Origin of the sequence: Clostridium sp. AF34-10BH, from assembly GCF_003478095.1 — a bacterium.
In the GTDB taxonomy this organism is placed as follows: Bacteria; Bacillota; Clostridia; order Lachnospirales; family Lachnospiraceae; genus Acetatifactor; species Acetatifactor acetigignens.
In genome coordinates, this window is sequence record NZ_QUEC01000006.1 from 19,737 (window position 1) to 38,464 (window position 18,728).

An 18,728-nucleotide genomic window follows, 5' to 3' on the forward strand; every position below is an offset into this window, starting at 1 on the left:
TATGGCAAAAGTATGTATCTTGGGTGGTGGAAGCTGGGGCATCGGCCTGTCAGTGGTATTACATAAGAACGGACATGAGGTGACGGTATGGTCTGCGGTTCCCGCAGAGATTCAGATGCTTCAGGAGAAGCATGAGCACAAGATGCTGCCGGGAGTAAAGCTTCCGGAGGATATGATCTTTACGACGGATGATAAACAGGCCATCGAGGGCAAGGACCTGTTGGTCATGGCAGTGGCAAGCTCCTATACCAGAAGCACAGCACATCGCATCAGCCCGCTGGTGGCACAGGGACAGAAAATTGTCAGTGTCTCCAAGGGAATCGAGGAGCATACCCTGATGACCCAGGCGCAGATCATCGAAGATGAGATTCCGCAGGCACAGGTAGCGGTGCTGTCCGGACCTACCCACGCGGAGGAAGTCAGCCGCGGGATTCCTACAACGATCGTAGCGGGTTCTAAGAGCAAAAGCTGCGCGGAATATGTGCAGAATCTGTTCATGAACGAAGTGTTCCGTGTCTATACCAGCCCGGATGTACTGGGCATTGAACTGGGCGGTGCACTGAAAAATGTAGTGGCACTGGCTGCCGGTATCGCAGACGGACTGGGCTACGGAGATAATACGAAGGCTGCGCTGATCACCAGAGGCATTACCGAAATCGCAAGACTTGGTACTGCCATGGGTGGTAATTTTGAGACCTTCTGCGGTCTGACCGGTATCGGAGATCTGATCGTGACCTGCGCCAGCATGCATTCCCGCAACCGTCGTGCCGGTATCCTCATCGGACAGGGCAAGACCTACGAGGAAGCCATGAAGGAAGTACAGATGGTGGTAGAGGGCGTGTATTCCGCCAAGGCTGCCATGGAACTGTCGAAAAAATATGATGTTCAGCTGCCTATTATCGAGCAGGTAAATGAAGTGCTCTTTGACGGTAAGCCTGCGGATCAGGCGGTAAAAGAACTGATGCTTCGTGACAAGAAGCTGGAAGTATCCCACCTGCCCTGGCCGGAAGAATAGACCCGGAGGCGGCTCCTGCCAGCAGCAAAATTTTAAGTGTTGACAGAAAAACGCAGACTGGCTATAATAAGGTCATGTTTAGCGCAAACATAGGATAAGAAGAATGCAATGAAGGGAAGAAGTACTGTTCCTCCACTTCTGACAGAGAGCAGCCGGTCGGTGAGAGGCGCACAGAAGCAGAGCAGGAATACATCCCGGAGCAGCCGGTGGAAAGAGAAGGATCAGTAGATTTTATCAGAGGATCCCGAACGAGTAGATCAGGACGGCAGGCACCGATATCGGCCGGAGTATTGATAGATACTTACTGAGCTGTCAGATGTGAGTCTGGCGGGAACATTAGGTGGTAACACGAGTGATTAAGCTCGTCCTTTTGAAAAAGGGGCGGGCTTTTTTAGTGCCTTTGGAGCCGATTCCCCCAAAATGTAAAAAAGGTATACAGAGTAAAAAGAACCCAAAAAGGAGAAGAGAAAATGACAGTATTTGACGAATTAAAAGCAAGAGGACTGCTGGCACAGCTGACAGATGAAGAGGAGATCAAGGAACTGATCAATAACGGAAAGGCTACCTTCTATATCGGTTTTGATCCTACTGCAGACAGTCTTCACGTGGGGCATTTCATGGCCCTGTGCCTGATGAAGAGAATGCAGATGGCAGGCAACAAGCCCATCGCTCTGATCGGTGGAGGAACTGCGATGATCGGTGATCCCTCCGGCAGAAGCGATATGCGTACCATGATGACCAAGGAGACCATTCAGCATAACGTAGACTGCTTCAAGAAGCAGATGAGCCGTTTTATTGATTTCAGTGACGGCAAGGCACTGATGGTCAACAATGCGGACTGGCTGTTGAACCTGAATTACGTGGAACTGTTGAGAGACGTGGGAGCACATTTCAGTGTCAACCGTATGCTGACCGCAGAGTGCTACAAGCAGAGAATGGAGAAGGGCTTAAGCTTTCTTGAATTCAACTACATGATCATGCAGAGCTTTGACTTCCTGACCTTATATCAGAAATACGGCTGTAACATGCAGTTCGGCGGTGACGACCAGTGGAGCAACATGCTGGGTGGTACGGAACTGATCCGCAGAAAGCTGGGCAAGGATGCTTACGCCATGACCATTACCCTGCTGTTGAATTCCGAGGGCAAGAAGATGGGTAAGACCCAGAAGGGTGCCGTATGGCTGGATCCCAACAAGACCACTCCCTTCGAGTTCTACCAGTACTGGAGAAACGTAGCAGATGCCGATGTTCTGAAGTGCCTGCGAATGCTGACCTTCCTGCCCTTAGAGCAGATCGATGAGATGGACAAATGGGAAGGCAGCCAGCTGAATCAGGCGAAGGAGATTCTGGCATACGAACTGACCAATCTGGTACATGGCGAGGAAGAGGCTAAGAAGGCACAGGAGAGTGCAAGAGCACTGTTTACCGGTGGCAATGCTGCAGAGATGCCTACCAGCGAGCTGACAGAGGCTGATTTTGTGGATGGTAAGATCGATATTCTCGGTGTTCTGGTAAAATCCGGTTTGTCTGCATCCCGCAGTGAAGCAAGACGTGCTGTAGAACAGGGCGGTGTTGTCGTAGCGGATGAGAAAGTTACCGATGTAAAGACTACTTACGCTCCCGAGCAGTTTGATGGAGAGGGCCTGGTAGTCCGCAGAGGTAAGAAGAACTTCAAGAGAGTCGTTATGAAGTAATAAAAGATAAGAATAACAGAAAATTCTAAGGATGGGATCTTTCACGTAAAAACGGTGTGAGATCCCATTTTTATTGATATTTTTCTTGCATTTATGGATATGATATGGTTTAATATGGTTAGTGTGTTAAAAAAATATCAAAAGGCGGTAATTATGATATGAGCAGCATGAGAGGGATCGATACTCCGGTAAGACAGCGGAGAAGAAGGGTATTTAAGGAAGTGGCTAATCTGGCTTACAATTCCACAAATCTGAAGGATGATATGGAGGCGCTGCCTTATAAGATCGTAGACTATGAAGAGTCGGAGTTCTGGGAGAGCGTTTATCGTGACAGAGCGATCATCCGTGAGCGCATCCGTCTGGCCATGGGGATGAGTTTACGCCCGGAGAACCGCGAACATCCCGGACATCTGACACAGGGATTGGAAGAGAGTAATATTGATGAAAAATATTATGAGCCCCCTCTGATGCAGGTCATTCCGTCGGCTTGTAATGCCTGCCCGGAGAACCGTTATGAGGTGACCAGCTCCTGCATGGGGTGCCTGGCACATCCCTGCCAGAGTGTCTGTCCCAAGGGTGCGATCTCTATGAAAAACGGCAAGTCTGTTATTGATCAGGAGAAATGCATCAAGTGCGGAAAGTGTCGTGAAATCTGCCCTTATGATGCAATTTGTCACAAAGAGCGTCCCTGTAAGGCTGCCTGCGGTATTGGAGCTATTACATCTGACCATGTGGGAAGAGCCGTGATCGACAATGAGAAATGTGTATCCTGCGGTCAGTGTATGGTAAGCTGTCCTTTTGGAGCGATTGCTGACAAGTCTCAGATCTTCCAGTTGATCCGTGCCATGCAGTCCGGACGGAAGATCATAGCCCAGGTAGCACCTGCATTTGCCGGACAGTTCGGCCCGAAGGTGACACCTGAGATGTTCAAGACAGCACTGAAGGAACTGGGATTTGCGGATGTATATGAAACTGCTCTGGGTGCGGATATGGGATGTATGGCGGAAGCAGAGCATTATGTAAAGGAAGTAGCCACAGGTAAGCAACAGTTTGCGCTGACTTCCTGCTGTCCTTCCTGGTCCGTGATGGCGAAGAATCTGTTCCCGGAGACCATTGACAAGATCAGCAACGAGCTGACTCCTATGGTAGCCACCGCCCGTCTGATCAAACAGGAACATCCGGATGCATCCGTAGTATTCATTGGCCCTTGCGCTTCCAAGAAGCTGGAAGCCAGCAGACGTACCGTTCGTTCCGATGTAGACTTTGTTATTACTTTTGAGGAACTGACCGGTATGTTCGAAGCTAAGGGAATCCTGCTGGATGAGATCAAAGCAATGGATGAGATGAAGGATGCTACCGCAGCCGGAAGAGGTTACGGCGTGGCAGGCGGCGTTGCCAATGCCATCAAGGAGTGTATCGAACAGTATTATCCGGGAACACCGGTGAACATTCAGCATGCGGAGAGCCTGGCAGAATGTAAGAAAGCCCTGCTCCTTGCCAAGGCCGGTAAGATGAACGGCTGTCTGATCGAGGGTATGGCATGTCCCGGAGGCTGTATTGCCGGAGCAGGCACCAACATTGCTATCCCCGTAGCGGCCAGAGCCGTGGACAAGTTCAAGAACGAGGCAGAGAAGAAAGTACCTGATGAAAGTGTGGATCAGGAAATGGTGGAATTGGAAAAAGAATAAACATAGGACAGAAATTTTGTCGGGAAAGGGAATCATCACAGAAGTGTGATGGTTCCTTTTTTACAGTGTGTAAATTAGCTATTGTTATTTTAACAAAGATACTATAAAATAGCGTGGAGAACTTTTAGGAGAAACTAATTGTATGAACATTCAGGACAGTATCATATTTTTTATGGAAATTCTGGGAACCATCGCTTTTGCCGCGTCAGGTGCCATGGTGGGGATCCGAAAACAAATGGATATTTTCGGGATCTGCGTGTTGGGTGTGGTGACGGCAGTGGGAGGAGGTATGACCAGGGATGTGATCCTGGGGAAATTGCCCTCGGCTCTGGAAAAGCCTGTGTATGTCGTGGTATCAGTGATTACGTCACTGGCGATTTTTGTACTGCTGTATATCAAACATGATCTTCTGAGTGGCAGACTGGGAACTTTTTATGACAAGGCTATGCTGATCATGGATTCTGTAGGCCTGGGAATCTTTACATCCCTGGGTGTGATGTCGGGAATTGATAATGGATATCCTGATAATTCCTTCCTGCTGGTGTTTATAGGAATGCTTACCGGGGTAGGCGGCGGTCTGATGCGTGATATGATGGCGGGAGAGGAACCCTACATCTTCGTAAAGCATATTTATGCCTGTGCATCCCTCGTGGGAGCACTGGGCTGTGTGTGGATATTCAGAGAGTGGGGAAGACTGCCGGCGGTATTTATCGGAGCTTTCATTGTCATGGCGATCCGTTTCCTGGCAGCACATTACAGATGGAATCTTCCCCATCCGAAATCCTCGTCTTAACTGTTGCAGTTTTTGAAAAAAGGCGGTAGAATAAGAAAGTGGTCTGCCCGGGAGATGGCGGACAGGAATATATAAGCAGGAAAATGTATGCCGGAAGACCGTAGCCCGGATATGCACAGATTTCCTGCGGAAATGAGGAGAAAATGACAAAGATCAGAACAAGATACGCACCCAGCCCTACCGGTAAAATGCATGTAGGTAATCTGCGGTCCGCATTATATGAATTTTTGATTGCAAAGCATGCCGGCGGAGATTTTATGCTCCGCATCGAGGATACAGATCAGGAACGTTATGTGGAAGGTGCTACCGAGATCATCTATCGTACCCTGGAGAAGACCGGACTGGTACATGACGAAGGCCCGGATAAGGACGGCGGTTATGGTCCTTACGTGCAGAGTGAACGTATGAAAACCGGTATTTATATGAAATATGCCAAGGAACTGATCGATAAGGGAGAAGCTTATTACTGTTTCTGTGACAAGGAGAGACTGGCTTCCCTGAAGACCGAAGTTGTGGATGGTAAGGAGATCACCGTATATGACAAGCACTGCCTGTCCCTGTCCAAAGAAGAGATTGAGGCAAATCTTGCCGCAGGCAAGCCTTTTGTCATTCGCCAGAACAACCCCAAGGAAGGCACCACGACTTTCCATGACGAGTTATACGGAGACATTACAGTAGATAACTCCCAGCTGGATGATATGATCCTGATCAAATCCGACGGTTACCCTACCTATAACTTTGCAAACGTGGTAGATGACCATACCATGAATATCACCCATGTGGTACGAGGCAACGAATATCTGTCCTCCTCCCCAAAATATGTACGTCTGTACGAAGCTTTCGGATGGCAGGTACCGGTATATATCCATCTGCCGCTGATCACCGATGAGAACCACAAGAAGCTGTCCAAGAGAAGCGGACATGCTTCCTTCGAGGATCTGATCGATCAGGGATTCATTACCGAAGCCATCGTGAACTATGTGGCACTGCTTGGATGGAGCCCGGAGGATAACCGCGAGATTTTCTCTCTGGATGAATTGATCAAGGAGTTCGATTACCATCGCATCAGCAAGTCCCCGGCAGTCTTCGATATCGTGAAATTGCGTTGGATGAATGGTGAATATCTGAAGGCTATGGATTTCGACAAGTTCTATGAGATGGCAGAGCCTTACCTGAAGGCAGCGATTAGCAAGCCTCTGGATCTGAAGAAGATCGCAGCCATGGTAAAGACCCGAATCGAAGTATTCCCGGATATTGCCGGACTGGTAGATTTCTTCGAGGAGCTTCCGGAATATGACGTGGCAATGTATACACACAAGAAGATGAAGACTACCGCAGAGACTTCTCTGGAGGTATTGAAAGATCTGCTTCCGATCCTGGAGGCACAGGAGGATTACAGCAATGACGGGCTGTATCAGACTCTTGTAAAATATGTGGAGGAAAAAGGCTGTAAGAACGGCTATGTGATGTGGCCGATCCGTACCGCAGTATCCGGCAAGCAGATGACACCTGCCGGTGCTACGGAGATTATGGAAGTCCTGGGCAAAGAGGAATCTCTGGCAAGAATCCGCAAAGGAATCGAGTTATTACAGGCAAATGTCTGATCTGACATGCTTAAATGCCTCCCAGCAGGAGGCTGTCACGTTCGGAGAGGGACCGCTGTTATTACTGGCGGGCCCCGGCTCCGGCAAGACATTTACCATCACCCAGAGGATCCTGTATCTGATCCGGGAACGCCGGATCACCCCGGAGAAGCTTCTGGTGATCACCTTTACCAGAGAAGCGGCTCTATCCATGAGGCAGCGCTTTGCGCAGATATCTCCACAGGAAGTGCATACCGTCAATTTTGGAACATTTCATTCTGTTTTCTATCAAATCCTGCTCCAGTCGGGCAGAATTTCATCAGGCAATATTTTAAACGACAGACAAAAAAGAGATCTTATCCTTCCCATTTTGAAGAAAATAACAGACTGTAAAAAAAGATCCGTAGCGGAAGTAACGGAGCTTGCCGGGAACTATCTTGCTGCCATCGGTTATTACAAAAATACCGGCGATATTGAGAACAGCAGAAAGAAGCTTCCGGAAGAAGAAAAACAACATTTTTCCAGGATCTATGAAGCTTATGAGGAGGCGAGAAAAAATACCGGAGGCCTTGATTTTGAGGATATATTAAAGGAATGTGAGGAGTTTCTGCAAAGGGATCCGGGGCAGCGTACATACTGGCAGAACCGGTTTGAATATATACTGATCGATGAATTTCAGGATATCAATTACAGACAGTACAGTATCGTGAAAATTCTGGCGGAAAAACATAGAAATATTTTTGCAGTGGGGGATGATGATCAGGCCATTTACGGATTCCGCGGAGCCAGACCAGCCTGCATGAGACAGTTTGTAGAAGAATTTGGTGCAAAGCAGATCCTTCTTCGGACGAATTATCGCAGTCATCCGGATATCGTGGAGGCATCCCTGACGGTGATAGATGAGAATAAAGACCGTTTTCATAAGGATCTGGAGCCTTGCGAGGCGCATAGACGGCAGGCAGGGGGTCATAAGACTGACGCCGGATACCGGAAGGAATATCGGGTAAAAATCAGGGAATTCAGTGAGGCTTCGGAACAAATGAGTTATCTGGTACAAAGCTTGAAAAATCGGATAAATGGGGAGACCTGTGCTGTATTGTTCCGGACAAATCTGGCCATGCAGGGCGTGGCGGCGAGACTTACCGGGGAGGGGATCCCTTTTTCCATGAAAGAGAAGGGGAGAAACATTTACGACCATTTTATCGCACAGGATCTTCTGTCCTATCTGCGGATCGCGCAGGGGTGTGCTACAAGAGCGGATTACCTGAGGGTGAGCAACAGACCATATCGGAATATTTCCAGAGAGGCTTTTGGTGCCGAAGCATCTTTACCGGCTTTGAAGAAATATTATGAAGATCTGGCTGCGGGAAGTCCGGACGCGGGGCAGCAAAAGGCGCAGAAAGCGGTCGGAGTATGGATACGACAGATGGAATTTGTAAAAAATACGGAACTGAAGCTTGCAATGGCATTTTTGCGTAAGGCGTGCGGCTATGAGAGATACCTGCGGGTGAGAGCTGCACAGGAGGGAAAAACAGATCTGACGGAATGGCAGGAAGTGCTGGATTTTATCACGGAGGATGCGGGACGATACCGAAGCCTTGAAGAATGGCAGGAAGCACAGGAGCTTTACCGGGAACAACTGCAATGCAGGGAAAATGTAAGGAGTGGCATGCAGAAGAAGCAGGAAAAACAGGAAAACAGCGGGATCACTCTGCTGACGGTACATGCGGCAAAGGGACTGGAATTCGACCATGTGTGGATCCCGGACTGTAATGAGAAGACCTTTCCCCACGGAAGCTCCCGGGAGCCGGAGCATTGTGAAGAGGAACGACGGATCTTCTATGTGGCGATGACACGGGCAAAAAAAGACCTGGAACTTCTCTGCCTTACAGGCACGAGAGAGCGTCCCAGGTTCCCTTCCAGATTCCTTATTCCTCTGAATCGTTATCATCGATGATCTCGTCAAATTCACAGCTGTCGAGATACTCATCAAAAGCATCGGCAACCTTTTCGTAGACATCATCATCTTCAATGTATGCGAGAATGGGTTCTTCATTCGGGTCATCCGGATTCTCGGAATATCCGTAGAACCATACTTCTCCGTCTTCGTTTTCGCCGTCCTCGTCCAGAGGCAACAGTACGATATAGTCCTTGGCCTCTACGGTGAGAATGGTAATGATGGCACAGTTGACAACAGTGCCGTCTTCCAGCTCCAGCTCAACGGTCATTTCTTCATCTTCATAGCTTTCTTTTTTACCCATGGGAATCCTCCTGTTATGTTTATTGGGTGTAACAGTACTTTGTTCCTTTATTATAACCGCTTACGGATATTCTTGCAATGCTTGTTTTTCTTACACTTACAGACTATAATAAAAATGGACAAAGAGACTTTAAGTGATAGAAAACTGGAAGATGGGGTATGACAATGACAGAAAAAAAGCATGCAATAAAGCCTTACCCTCTGGGGGCGCATGTGGAGGACGGAGCCATCCGTTTTACCTATGCGTCCGGGAAAAAGGATTGCGGCATTCTCATATATGACAGAAAGAGTGGAAAAAAAACGCACAGGGTTCCGTTTCGACAGGAGGAACGGATGGGAAATGTGTACTGTAAATATCTGGAACTGGAGCCGGAAAATGTCGGGTATCAGTTCTATGAAGGGGAGCGTACTGTGCCGGATCTGCATGCACAGGGGTTCCTGCGTAAGCCTGCTTATGGGAAAATACGTAAGCCTGCGGATCGCATTGCAGTATTTCCCAACGAAGATTTCGACTGGGAACAGGATATGCACCCTATGCTTCCCTATGAAGACAGCACCTGCTATTGCCTTCATGTGCGTGGCTTTACCATGCATGCCTCATCTCAGGTAACACATCGAGGCACCTTTGCAGGGGTTGTGGAGAAGCTGGACTATCTTCAGAAAATCGGTGTGACAACCGTGGAATTCCAACCGGTCTATGAATTCGATGAGACACCGGAGAAGACGGTGCCGAAGACCTCCGGAGAGCTTGCGGCCGTGGCGGGGGAAAAGAACGGAGAAGGTAAATTGCCCGGCTACCGGGTGCTGAACTATTGGGGCTATCGGGAAGGCTTCTATTATGCACCTAAGGCAGCCTATGCGGCAGGGGAAGACCCGGCAGAAGAGTTTCGTCTTATGGTAAAAGAATTCCATAAGCGAAAAATGGAAGTGGTCCTGCAGTTCTATTTCCCCCGGGGAATGGATGCGGCAGAGATCGGGAATATTTTAAGATTCTGGGTATTATCCTATCATGTGGATGGTTTTCATCTGATGGGGGAGGGAGTACCGGCTCAGATGCTGGCTGGAGATCCGGCATTGTCCGGGACAAAACTGTGGCATTATTCCTTTGATACGGAGCAACTCTATGATCCGGCAGTGAAGCCGGAATACCGGAATCTGGCGGAATACCGGGACGATTATCTGTATACCATGCGTCGTTTTCTTAAGGGAGATGACAATATGCTATCGGGCGTATTGTATGAGATGCGTCATATCCCCGCCAATATGGGACGGATCCATTATCTGTCCAATTATTACGGCCTTACGCTGATGGATATGGTGTCCTATGATCACAAGCATAATGAAGCCAACGGAGAAGGTAACCGGGATGGCAATGATTATAACTGCAGCTGGAACTGTGGGGAGGAAGGACCGTCCAGACGGAAAAAAGTGCAGGCACTTCGGAAAAAACAGTTACAGAATGCATTTTGTATGTTGCTGTTGACACAGTCCACCCCGTTGATTTTCATGGGGGATGAGTTTGGCAATTCCCAGCAGGGCAACAATAATCCCTATTGCCAGGACAATAAAATCACATGGCTGAACTGGCAGGACAGGGAGAAAAATGCGGAATTATTGAATTTCTGGAAACAGATGATCGCTTTCCGTAAGGCACACCCGATCCTGCATCCTGAGGAAGAGCTTCGGATCCTGGATACGTTATCCTGTGGTTATCCGGATCTGTCCTATCACGGACAGAATGCCTGGAGGCCCCAGACAGAGAGCTATAACCGGCATGTAGGCATTATGTACTGCGGAAAGTATGCAAAGACACCACAGGGTGGGGAGGATTCTTTCCTCTATGTTGCCATGAATATGCACTGGGAGCCGCAGAAACTGGCATTTCCAAAGCTGCCGAAGGGTATGGAATGGAATCTTGTGCTGGCAACGGAGAAGGCGGAAGATACTCTGACAGTGCAGGAGAAAGAAGAACAGTCCAGAGAGCAGACGGGGATCATTGCCCCCAGAAGTATTGCAGTATATGAAGGCGTTGTGATGGCAGAATCACAGGACAAGGAGAAAAAAGTTTCGGCAAGATCTTTAAAAAAGAAAACAGATGTTGCCGGAGAAAGATGATAGAACGAAATGAATATCTGGAAACATTTTAAAACGATCACACATCATAAGATCCTTGTGGCAAAGGGCTGCTTTAAGGTAGGTCTGTATAAACAGGGATTGTTGCATGATATGTCCAAGTATAGTCCCACAGAGTTCTGGGTAGGGGCAAAATACTATCAGGGGACACGCAGCCCCAACAATGCGGAACGAGAAGATATCGGTTATTCCAGCGCCTGGCTGCACCATAAGGGCCGGAATAAACATCATTACGAATACTGGATCGATTACAGCATGCAGGCACTTCCCGGTGGAATGGCTCCGGTGCCGATGCCGGATAAGTATATTGCGGAAATGATCATGGATCGGATCGCTGCCAGCAAGGTCTATATGGGAGGCGAATACATGGACAGGTCTCCTCTTGATTACTATTATCAGGGGACAGATAGGGCACCCATTCATCCGGAGACGAAGGCAAAACTGCTATATGTGCTGGAAATGCTGGCAGAGGAGGGAGAGGAGAAGACCTTCCGGTTTATCAAAAAGGAACTGGTGCAGCAGAAACGGTGTATGGACTGGCACCAGCTGAAGAAAGCGGAATAGAATAGTAAAAAACAGTGGTAAGCAGAGGATCCTATGAACTGTATCATTCTGTTATTGTTACTATTTTGTGGTGGAAATTCCTGCAGCAACGGCTGTAGCTGTATAGGAAACAGCAATCGCAGTTCCTGCGGAAACAACAATTCCTGTGGGAATTCCAATAACTCCTGCGGAAGCAGTAGTTCCTGTGGCGGCTCGAATGCCTGCGGCGCACGTCATCTGGAGGACGAGGGATGCGGTGGAGACAGAGACCGCAGACCGCCCAGACCGGATTTCCCGAATTTCACACCGGTGGATGATCCGGCATTTTCCAGGAGAAATGACGGAAGATGCGAGACCTGTGGATGTGAGCAGAATTCCTGAAAATATGGGTAACAGGAAAGCCCCTGAACTGTCTTGGCAGTTCAGGGGCTTGTTTTGTCTGAAAGACTAGTTGGACATAACTTCTTTCCAGTATTTGTTGTAGAGTTCTTCGCCGTCCTCTCCGAGGTACAGGAAGGTCTCCAGATTGTTATACTGCGTCAGATCCGGGAAAGCAATGGGAGAATTCTTCAGATCTTCATCCTCGATCAGCTCTCTGGCGGCGGTATTGGGAGTACCGTAGGTGATGTACTCGAAATTCTTCAGTGCTACATCCGGACGACACATGAAATCGATGAATTTCTCTGCATTTTCCTTGTTGGGAGCATTCTTCGGGATTACCCAGCCATCGATCCAGACATTGGTGCCTTCCTCGGGAATGACATAATCGAGATCCGGATTTTCGCCGATCACATAAATGGCATCACCGGAGAACATTACACCGATCGCAGCCTCGCCACCGATCATTTTATCACGTACCTGATCTACTACATAGGCCTGTACCAGAGGCTTCTGGGCAATCAGATCCTCTGTGGCAATCTGCAGTTCGGATTCGTCCAGACTGTTGGAAGAGAAGCCGTTCTTTTTCAGTGCCACCATGAAGCAGTCCTTGATGGAATCCATCATCAGAATATTGTCAGCATATTTTTCATCCCACAGATCTGCCCATTTGGTGGGAGGGGTATCTACCAGAGTCTTATTATAGATGATTCCTACAGTTCCCCAGCAGTAGGGAACACAGTACTTGTTGCCGGGATCGTAAGCGGCAGCCTGCTCATAATACTCGGCACCGATGTTTTCCTTGGCATTGGGGATCTTGTCATAATCCAGTTCCTGGATCAGGTCGTTTTCAATCATTTTCTGTACCATGTAATCGGAAGGACATACCACATCATAAGCGGAAGAACCAGCTTCTACCTTGGGATACATGATCTCGTTGGTCTCGAACTCATCGTAGACCACTTTGATTCCGGTCTCTTTTTCGAACATGGTGATCGTATCGGGATCGATATATTCACCCCAGTTGTAGACGATGACTTCACCGTTTTCACCACCGGCGGAAGAGGACCCGCAGCCGGTCAGAGCAGTTGCGGTAAGGATACCGCACAGAAGCAGTGCAATAAATTTTTTCATTTCTTTTCCTCCTGAATCTATTTTCAAAGAATTATTTCTTCTTCTTTGCCATGGGCATGTAGTTCACCAGTAAAAGCAGAACCAGTACCGTCACAAAAATGATGGTGGACAATGCATACATTTCCGGCTTGATGCCCTTCTTTACTTCAGTGTAGATTTTGGTGGACAGTGTGTCGACACCGGGACCTTTGGTAAAGTGGGTAATGATAAAATCATCCAGTGACATGGTAAATGCCATCAGGAAACCGGAAAGGATACCCGGCAGGATATCCGGAAATACCACCTTGAAAAAGGCGTAGGTCTGGGAAGCACCCAGGTCAAGGGCGGCCTCATACGTGCTGGGGTTCAACTGCTTCATACGGGGCATTACGCTTAAGATCACATAAGGAATATTAAACGTAATGTGTGACAGCAGAATCGTACCAAAACCAAATTTGGCTCCAAGACTTAAGAACAGAAGCATCAGGGAGATACCGGTAACAATCTCTGCGTTCAGCATGGGAATATTTGTGATTCCCATAAGGATCGTACGGCTGGTACGCTTCATGGATTGCATGGCAATACAGGCAATCGTACCAATGAAGGTGGCAATCAGTGCAGACAACACAGCCAGCGCCAGTGTATTCCACAGAGCCTGCATGATCTGTTCGTTCTGGAACAGGGCAACATACCATTTGGTCGTAAAACCTCCCCATTTTGCACGGGTCTTGCTGGCGTTGAAGGAGAGTACAATCAGGGTAACGATGGGGGCATACAAAAAGATAAAGATCAGCCCCAGATATATTTTCTGTGCCGTTGTTTTGATCATAATGTGTTCGCCTCCCCCTCTTTATCCGTGATTACGGAGATCACCATATTGAAGATAATGAACAGCATCAGTACGATGGAAAGTCCGCTTCCCAGATTCCAGTTGCCGGTCTGGGTAAATTCCTGTTCGATGACATTACCAATGAGCAGGATTTTGCTGCCGCCTAAGATCTTACTGATCACGAAAGTGGTCAGGGCGGGGACAAATACCATAGTGATACCGCTGAACATGCCGGGCAGACTTAAGGGGAAGATGATCCGTACAAAGGTCTGCACACCGTTGGCACCAAGATCATAAGCGGCGTTGATTACGCTCTTGTCGATCTTGACCAGTACATTATAAAGAGGCAGTACCATAAAAGGCAAAAAGTTGTATACCATACCCAGTACGATGGCAGAGGGTGTATTGATAATATTTAACGCCGGCAGATGCAGGGTGGAGAGGATGCTGTTGATGACACCTGTCTTCTCAAGCAGTGTCTGCCATGCCAGGGTACGAAGCAGGAAGTTCATCCACATGGGCAGGATAAAGATCAATACCAGAAACGAGTTCTGGTTGACATTCATGTTACACAGGATCATGGCAAGGGGATATGCCAGAAGCAGGCAGATCACAGTGCTGATCACGGATAACTTCAGCGCTTCCCACAGAGCCTTGGAATGCTCGGCGGTTGCGATCGCCAGAATATTATCCAGCGTAAAAGCACCGCTCTTATCGGTCAGACCATAGTAGAAGACCATGCACAGGGGCACGATGACAAACATGGCTGACCAGAAGATAAAAGGGAGCGATAATAATTTTTTATTCATTGACTCCAATCGCCTCCTCATCCTCGGATTCCGGCTTCTTCATGATCTGGATGTTGAACGGATCCACTTTGATGCCGACTTTGGTCCCGACAGGAACCATTTTCGTGGACTGTACCAGCCACTCGAAACCGTTGGCCATAACTTCCATTTCGTAATGGACACCTTTGAAAATGGAATGGGTCAGTGTACCCTGGATAATACCTTCTTCCGGTGATACCAGCTCCACGTCCTCGGGACGGATGACTACGTCGACGGGCTTGTTTTCTCCGAAACCGGTATCCACACATTCAAAGCGGGCACCAAGGATCTCTACCAGACGATCTCTGATCATGGTTGCACCGATAATGTTACTGTCACCGATAAAGTCGGCAACGAAAGCGTTTTCCGGCTCGTTGTAGATACTTTCGGGAGTGCCGATCTGCTGGATATAGCCCTGGTTCATGACCACGATGGTATCGGACATGGTCAGAGCCTCCTCCTGGTCGTGGGTGACATAGATAAAGGTAATTCCCAACTCATTTTTCAGACGGATCAGTTCGTACTGCATGTCCTGACGCAGTTTCAGATCCAGTGCACCCAGAGGCTCATCCAACAGCAGAAGCTTGGGCTCATTTACGATAGCACGGGCAATGGCGATACGCTGCTGCTGACCGCCGCTTAAGGAATCCGGCATACGGTTCTCGAAACCGTCCAGATTGACTAACTTCAGGGCATATTTAATTTTATCATTAATATAAGATTTACTTTTACCGCTGATCTTTAATCCGAAAGCAATGTTCTCCGCAATGGTCATATGAGGGAAAAGAGCATACTTCTGGAATACGGTATTTAAATTGCGCTTATTGGGTGGAAGGTTAGTGATATCCCGGCCTTCGAAAATGACCTGACCTTTATCAGGGGTCTCGAAACCGCCCAAGATACGGAGGGTTGTAGTCTTTCCGCAGCCACTGGGGCCCAACAGAGTCAGAAACTCGTTCTCGCGGATGTACAGATTGAGATCATCCAGAACCATCTGATTGTCAAATGATTTTGAGATGTTCACTAAATTGACTAAAGCATTTTTCATCAATTTTTTCCTTCCTGATGTAAAAAATCCTGCAAAAAATCCTCGAAAAACCTAAATGAAAATTTTTTGCAAGTCGAATTAATATTATACGTAAATACACGGAAAGTCAATGTGAAGTTTTGCAATTTCTGGCCTAATTTACATAAACTTTACCCTGTGGAAAAAACAGGAGTATTTTTCGGCAATTTTGCAGAAAAAATGTTTCACAATTTTCAGAATTGTGCTATATTTATAAACATAAAAAAAGACATAGAACGCTAAGGAGGATCCGGTCATGAGCAAGGAAAAATATGTTGCCTACATTTCCAGTTACACACAGGGGGACAGTCATGGCATCAGAATATATGATGTGGATATGAAAAACGGCCGTTTCAAGGAGAAAGATAAGGTAGAGATCACGAACTCTTCCTATCTGACCATTTCCCACAACGGAAAGTTTCTTTATTCTATAACGGATTTTGGTGTGGAGGCTTATACCATCCAGCCGGACGGAGATCTGGAGCTGATCAACTTTGCACCAATCAATGGTATGAGAGGCTGCTATGTTTCTACGGATTATACGGATCAGTATCTGTTTGTAGCCGGTTATCATGACGGTAAGCTGACAGTACTCAGACTGAAAGAGGACGGTTCCATCGGCGAAATCACTGATGAAATCTACCACAAGGGTCTGGGCAGTATGGCAGAGCGGAATTTCCGTCCCCATATCAACTGTGCCCGCATGACACATGATAATAAGTATCTTCTGGTGGCAGATCAGGGTATGGATCATGTCAATGTATATCGTTTTGATGTGGAGAAGGGCAAGGTAAAGCTGGAGGATATCATCCGCAGTGAGATGGAATCCGCACCCCGTCATATCAAGATTTCCGAGGATGGCAGGTATATTTACATTCTCCATGAATTAAAGTGTTATATTGATGTATATGAATATGCGGACAATAATAACGACCCTACCTTTGAGAAGATCCAGACGGTAGAGCTGATCAAGCTGACCAGAGGCAACACCAACAGTGCCAGCGCCTTCAGTTTTTCATTGGATTACAATTATCTGCTCAGTTCCATTGCAGGGGATAATTCTGTTATCGTATTTGATGTAGACAAGAAGACAGGACTTTTGAAGAAGAACTTCCTGCTGCCGATCAGCGGTGAGTATCCCAAGGATGCAGAGTTCTTCCCGGACAATAAGTTTCTGGTGTCTTTGAATCATGAAAGTAATACGATGACCTTCTTCCATATTGATCTGGAGCATGGAACGATGATCATGAATGGACCGGCAATGAAGGTCAATATGCCCAACTGTATTTTGTTCCATAAGTTGGGGTAGGTATTATTTTAGTAATAACCCCCGCAGCCTCGGCTGGGGTAAGAAACGCGGCACGCTTTCGCTCTGTCGCAGAGCGTAACGGCACATAAGCGGTCAGAATACGCCCGCTAAGTGCTGACGTCTGCTTACGGCCTGCTTATTCTTACACCCATCCGGGGCTGCTTGCTTATTTTAATAACCTTGTGATATGAGATGGGATTTGGTAAAATAAGAACATATAGAAATTGGGAGGTAGGAGTATGGCACAGATCAGACCATTTAGGGCATATCGTCCCTGTCAGGGGATGGAGAAAAGGATTGCGGCGCTTCCTTATGATGTATATAACAGGGAGGAAGCGTGTGAAGTGGTGAAGAAGAATCCGGACTCTTTTCTGGCGGTTGATCGGGCGGAGACGCAGTTTGGCGAGGAAGTAGACACATATGCGGACTGTGTGTATGAGAAAGCGGATCAGCTGCTTCGGGAGAAAATTCAGGAAGGAAAATTTGTACAGGATCCGACGCCATGTTTCTATCTGTATGAACTGACCATGGACGGGAACAGCCAGACCGGTGTAGTGGCTTGTGCCTCTATTGACGATTACCGGAACAATGTGATCAAAAAGCATGAAAATACCAGAGCGGATAAGGAGGAAGACCGTATCCGCCATGTAGATACCTGCAGTATGCAGACGGGGCCCATTTTCCTGGCATATCGGGCGAAAGAGGAACTGCAGAACAAGATCGGAGAGATCAAAACACAGACACCGGTATACGATTTTGTCAGTGAGGACGGCATCGAACATCGTGTGTGGGTGATTTCGGAGGCTGCGGATGTGGCAATGATTGAAGAGGCGTTTGCAAAGATCCCGGCTATTTATATTGCGGACGGTCATCATCGTTGTGCCTCAGCGGTAAAGGTGGGATTAAAGCGCAGAGAGCAGCATCCGGATTATACGGGAGAAGAGGAATTCAATTATTTCCTGTCGGTGATTTTCCCGGATGAAGAACTGCAGATCCTGGATTATAACCGGGTGGTGAAGGATTTAAACGGTATGGATGTCGATGCGTTCCTGGCAGCCATCGAAGAACATTTTATGATAGAGAAAAAAGGACGTATTCCTTACCGGCCGGAGAAAAAAGGAGCTTTCGGTATGTTCCTGGAAGATGAGTGGTACTGTCTTACAGCGAAGAAGGAGATTCGGAGCGAAGATGCTGTGGAAGGACTGGATGTATCTCTTTTACAAAATCACCTGTTGAATCCTGTTCTGGGAATCGAAGATCCAAAGACCGATAAGCGGATCGATTTTGTGGGAGGTATCCGGGGACTTGCGGAACTGGAGCGGAGAGTACATACCGATATGAAGGTGGCATTTTCCATGTATCCTACTTCCATAGGGGAACTTTTTGCAGTGGCGGATGCGGGACGTCTGATGCCTCCGAAGTCCACCTGGTTCGAGCCGAAGCTGCGCAGCGGTCTGTTTCTGCATGAGATAGAGCGGTAATACCTACGACCGGATA

Annotated in this window: 16 protein-coding genes and 1 other annotated feature; of the genes, 11 read left to right on the forward strand and 5 right to left on the reverse strand. The window is 47.8% G+C overall.

What is annotated here, in order from left to right; genetic code table 11:
* The first annotated feature begins 1 nt into the window (after position 1).
* The 6 genes from DWZ61_RS06390 to DWZ61_RS06415 all read left to right on the forward strand — a co-directional run bounded on the left by DWZ61_RS06390 (position 2) and on the right by DWZ61_RS06415 (position 8,730).
* Entirely contained in the window at positions 2–1,015 is a 1,014-nt protein-coding gene (locus DWZ61_RS06390) for an NAD(P)H-dependent glycerol-3-phosphate dehydrogenase (protein ID WP_118504680.1), read from the forward strand.
* Between the two features lie 99 nt (positions 1,016–1,114).
* Positions 1,115–1,388, forward strand: a binding site (T-box leader).
* A 97-nt stretch (positions 1,389–1,485) separates the two neighbouring features.
* Positions 1,486–2,709, forward strand: a complete 1,224-nt coding sequence (gene tyrS, locus DWZ61_RS06395; RefSeq protein WP_118537827.1) for a tyrosine--tRNA ligase — start codon at positions 1,486–1,488, stop codon at positions 2,707–2,709.
* A 167-nt stretch (positions 2,710–2,876) separates the two neighbouring features.
* Positions 2,877–4,397 (forward strand): 4Fe-4S dicluster domain-containing protein, encoded by a 1,521-nt coding sequence (locus DWZ61_RS06400; RefSeq protein ID WP_118537865.1) that lies wholly within the window; start codon positions 2,877–2,879, stop codon positions 4,395–4,397.
* A 142-nt stretch (positions 4,398–4,539) separates the two neighbouring features.
* Positions 4,540–5,190: a trimeric intracellular cation channel family protein gene (locus DWZ61_RS06405; protein WP_118537828.1), complete on the forward strand. Its 651-nt coding sequence runs from the start codon at positions 4,540–4,542 to the stop codon at positions 5,188–5,190.
* 143 nt (positions 5,191–5,333) lie between these two features.
* A complete protein-coding gene (gene gltX, locus DWZ61_RS06410) occupies positions 5,334–6,794 on the forward strand; it encodes a glutamate--tRNA ligase (protein WP_022312995.1) in 1,461 nt (486 codons plus the stop codon).
* A complete protein-coding gene (locus tag DWZ61_RS06415) occupies positions 6,787–8,730 on the forward strand; it encodes an ATP-dependent helicase (protein WP_118537829.1) in 1,944 nt (647 codons plus the stop codon). Before gltX ends, DWZ61_RS06415 begins: the two co-directional genes overlap by 8 nt.
* On the opposite strand, the gene DWZ61_RS06420 is transcribed toward DWZ61_RS06415, so the two are convergent.
* Positions 8,702–9,034: a DUF1292 domain-containing protein gene (locus tag DWZ61_RS06420; protein WP_022312993.1), complete on the reverse strand. Its 333-nt coding sequence runs from the start codon at positions 9,032–9,034 to the stop codon at positions 8,702–8,704. The genes DWZ61_RS06415 and DWZ61_RS06420 overlap by 29 nt on opposite strands.
* A gap of 158 nt (positions 9,035–9,192) precedes the next feature.
* Here DWZ61_RS06420 and DWZ61_RS06425 point away from each other — a divergent pair, with 158 nt between their 5' ends.
* The 3 genes from DWZ61_RS06425 to DWZ61_RS06435 are packed head-to-tail and all read left to right on the forward strand — an operon-like array spanning position 9,193 to position 12,090.
* A complete protein-coding gene (locus DWZ61_RS06425) occupies positions 9,193–11,148 on the forward strand; it encodes an alpha-amylase family glycosyl hydrolase (protein ID WP_118537830.1) in 1,956 nt (651 codons plus the stop codon).
* Positions 11,149–11,157: 9 nt separating this feature from the next.
* Positions 11,158–11,730 (forward strand): DUF5662 family protein, encoded by a 573-nt coding sequence (locus DWZ61_RS06430; protein ID WP_117466470.1) that lies wholly within the window; start codon positions 11,158–11,160, stop codon positions 11,728–11,730.
* A gap of 33 nt (positions 11,731–11,763) precedes the next feature.
* Positions 11,764–12,090 (forward strand): hypothetical protein, encoded by a 327-nt coding sequence (locus tag DWZ61_RS06435; RefSeq protein ID WP_117466471.1) that lies wholly within the window; start codon positions 11,764–11,766, stop codon positions 12,088–12,090.
* Positions 12,091–12,156: 66 nt separating this feature from the next.
* Here DWZ61_RS06435 and DWZ61_RS06440 read toward each other — a convergent pair whose 3' ends face one another.
* From DWZ61_RS06440 to DWZ61_RS06455, 4 genes are read right to left on the reverse strand one after another with little or no spacing between them, the layout of a single operon-like run.
* Complete coding sequence (locus DWZ61_RS06440; protein ID WP_117466472.1) at positions 12,157–13,221, reverse strand: ABC transporter substrate-binding protein; 1,065 nt, start codon at positions 13,219–13,221, stop codon at positions 12,157–12,159.
* Positions 13,222–13,252: 31 nt separating this feature from the next.
* Positions 13,253–14,029 (reverse strand): ABC transporter permease, encoded by a 777-nt coding sequence (locus tag DWZ61_RS06445; protein WP_117466473.1) that lies wholly within the window; start codon positions 14,027–14,029, stop codon positions 13,253–13,255.
* Complete coding sequence (locus DWZ61_RS06450; protein ID WP_022312987.1) at positions 14,026–14,838, reverse strand: ABC transporter permease; 813 nt, start codon at positions 14,836–14,838, stop codon at positions 14,026–14,028. The genes DWZ61_RS06445 and DWZ61_RS06450 overlap by 4 nt, the downstream gene beginning before the upstream one ends.
* Positions 14,831–15,904, reverse strand: coding sequence for an ABC transporter ATP-binding protein (locus tag DWZ61_RS06455; protein ID WP_118537831.1), 1,074 nt, complete (start codon positions 15,902–15,904; stop codon positions 14,831–14,833). The genes DWZ61_RS06450 and DWZ61_RS06455 overlap by 8 nt, the downstream gene beginning before the upstream one ends.
* A 274-nt stretch (positions 15,905–16,178) precedes the next feature.
* Between DWZ61_RS06455 and DWZ61_RS06460 the strand changes: the two genes are divergently transcribed.
* Positions 16,179–17,231, forward strand: a complete 1,053-nt coding sequence (locus DWZ61_RS06460) for a beta-propeller fold lactonase family protein (protein WP_022312985.1) — start codon at positions 16,179–16,181, stop codon at positions 17,229–17,231.
* 239 nt (positions 17,232–17,470) lie between these two features.
* Positions 17,471–18,712 carry a DUF1015 family protein gene (locus DWZ61_RS06465; protein ID WP_118537832.1) on the forward strand — a complete coding sequence of 414 codons (1,242 nt, stop codon included), beginning with the start codon at positions 17,471–17,473 and terminating at the stop codon, positions 18,710–18,712.
* Positions 18,713–18,728: the final 16 nt, after the last annotated feature.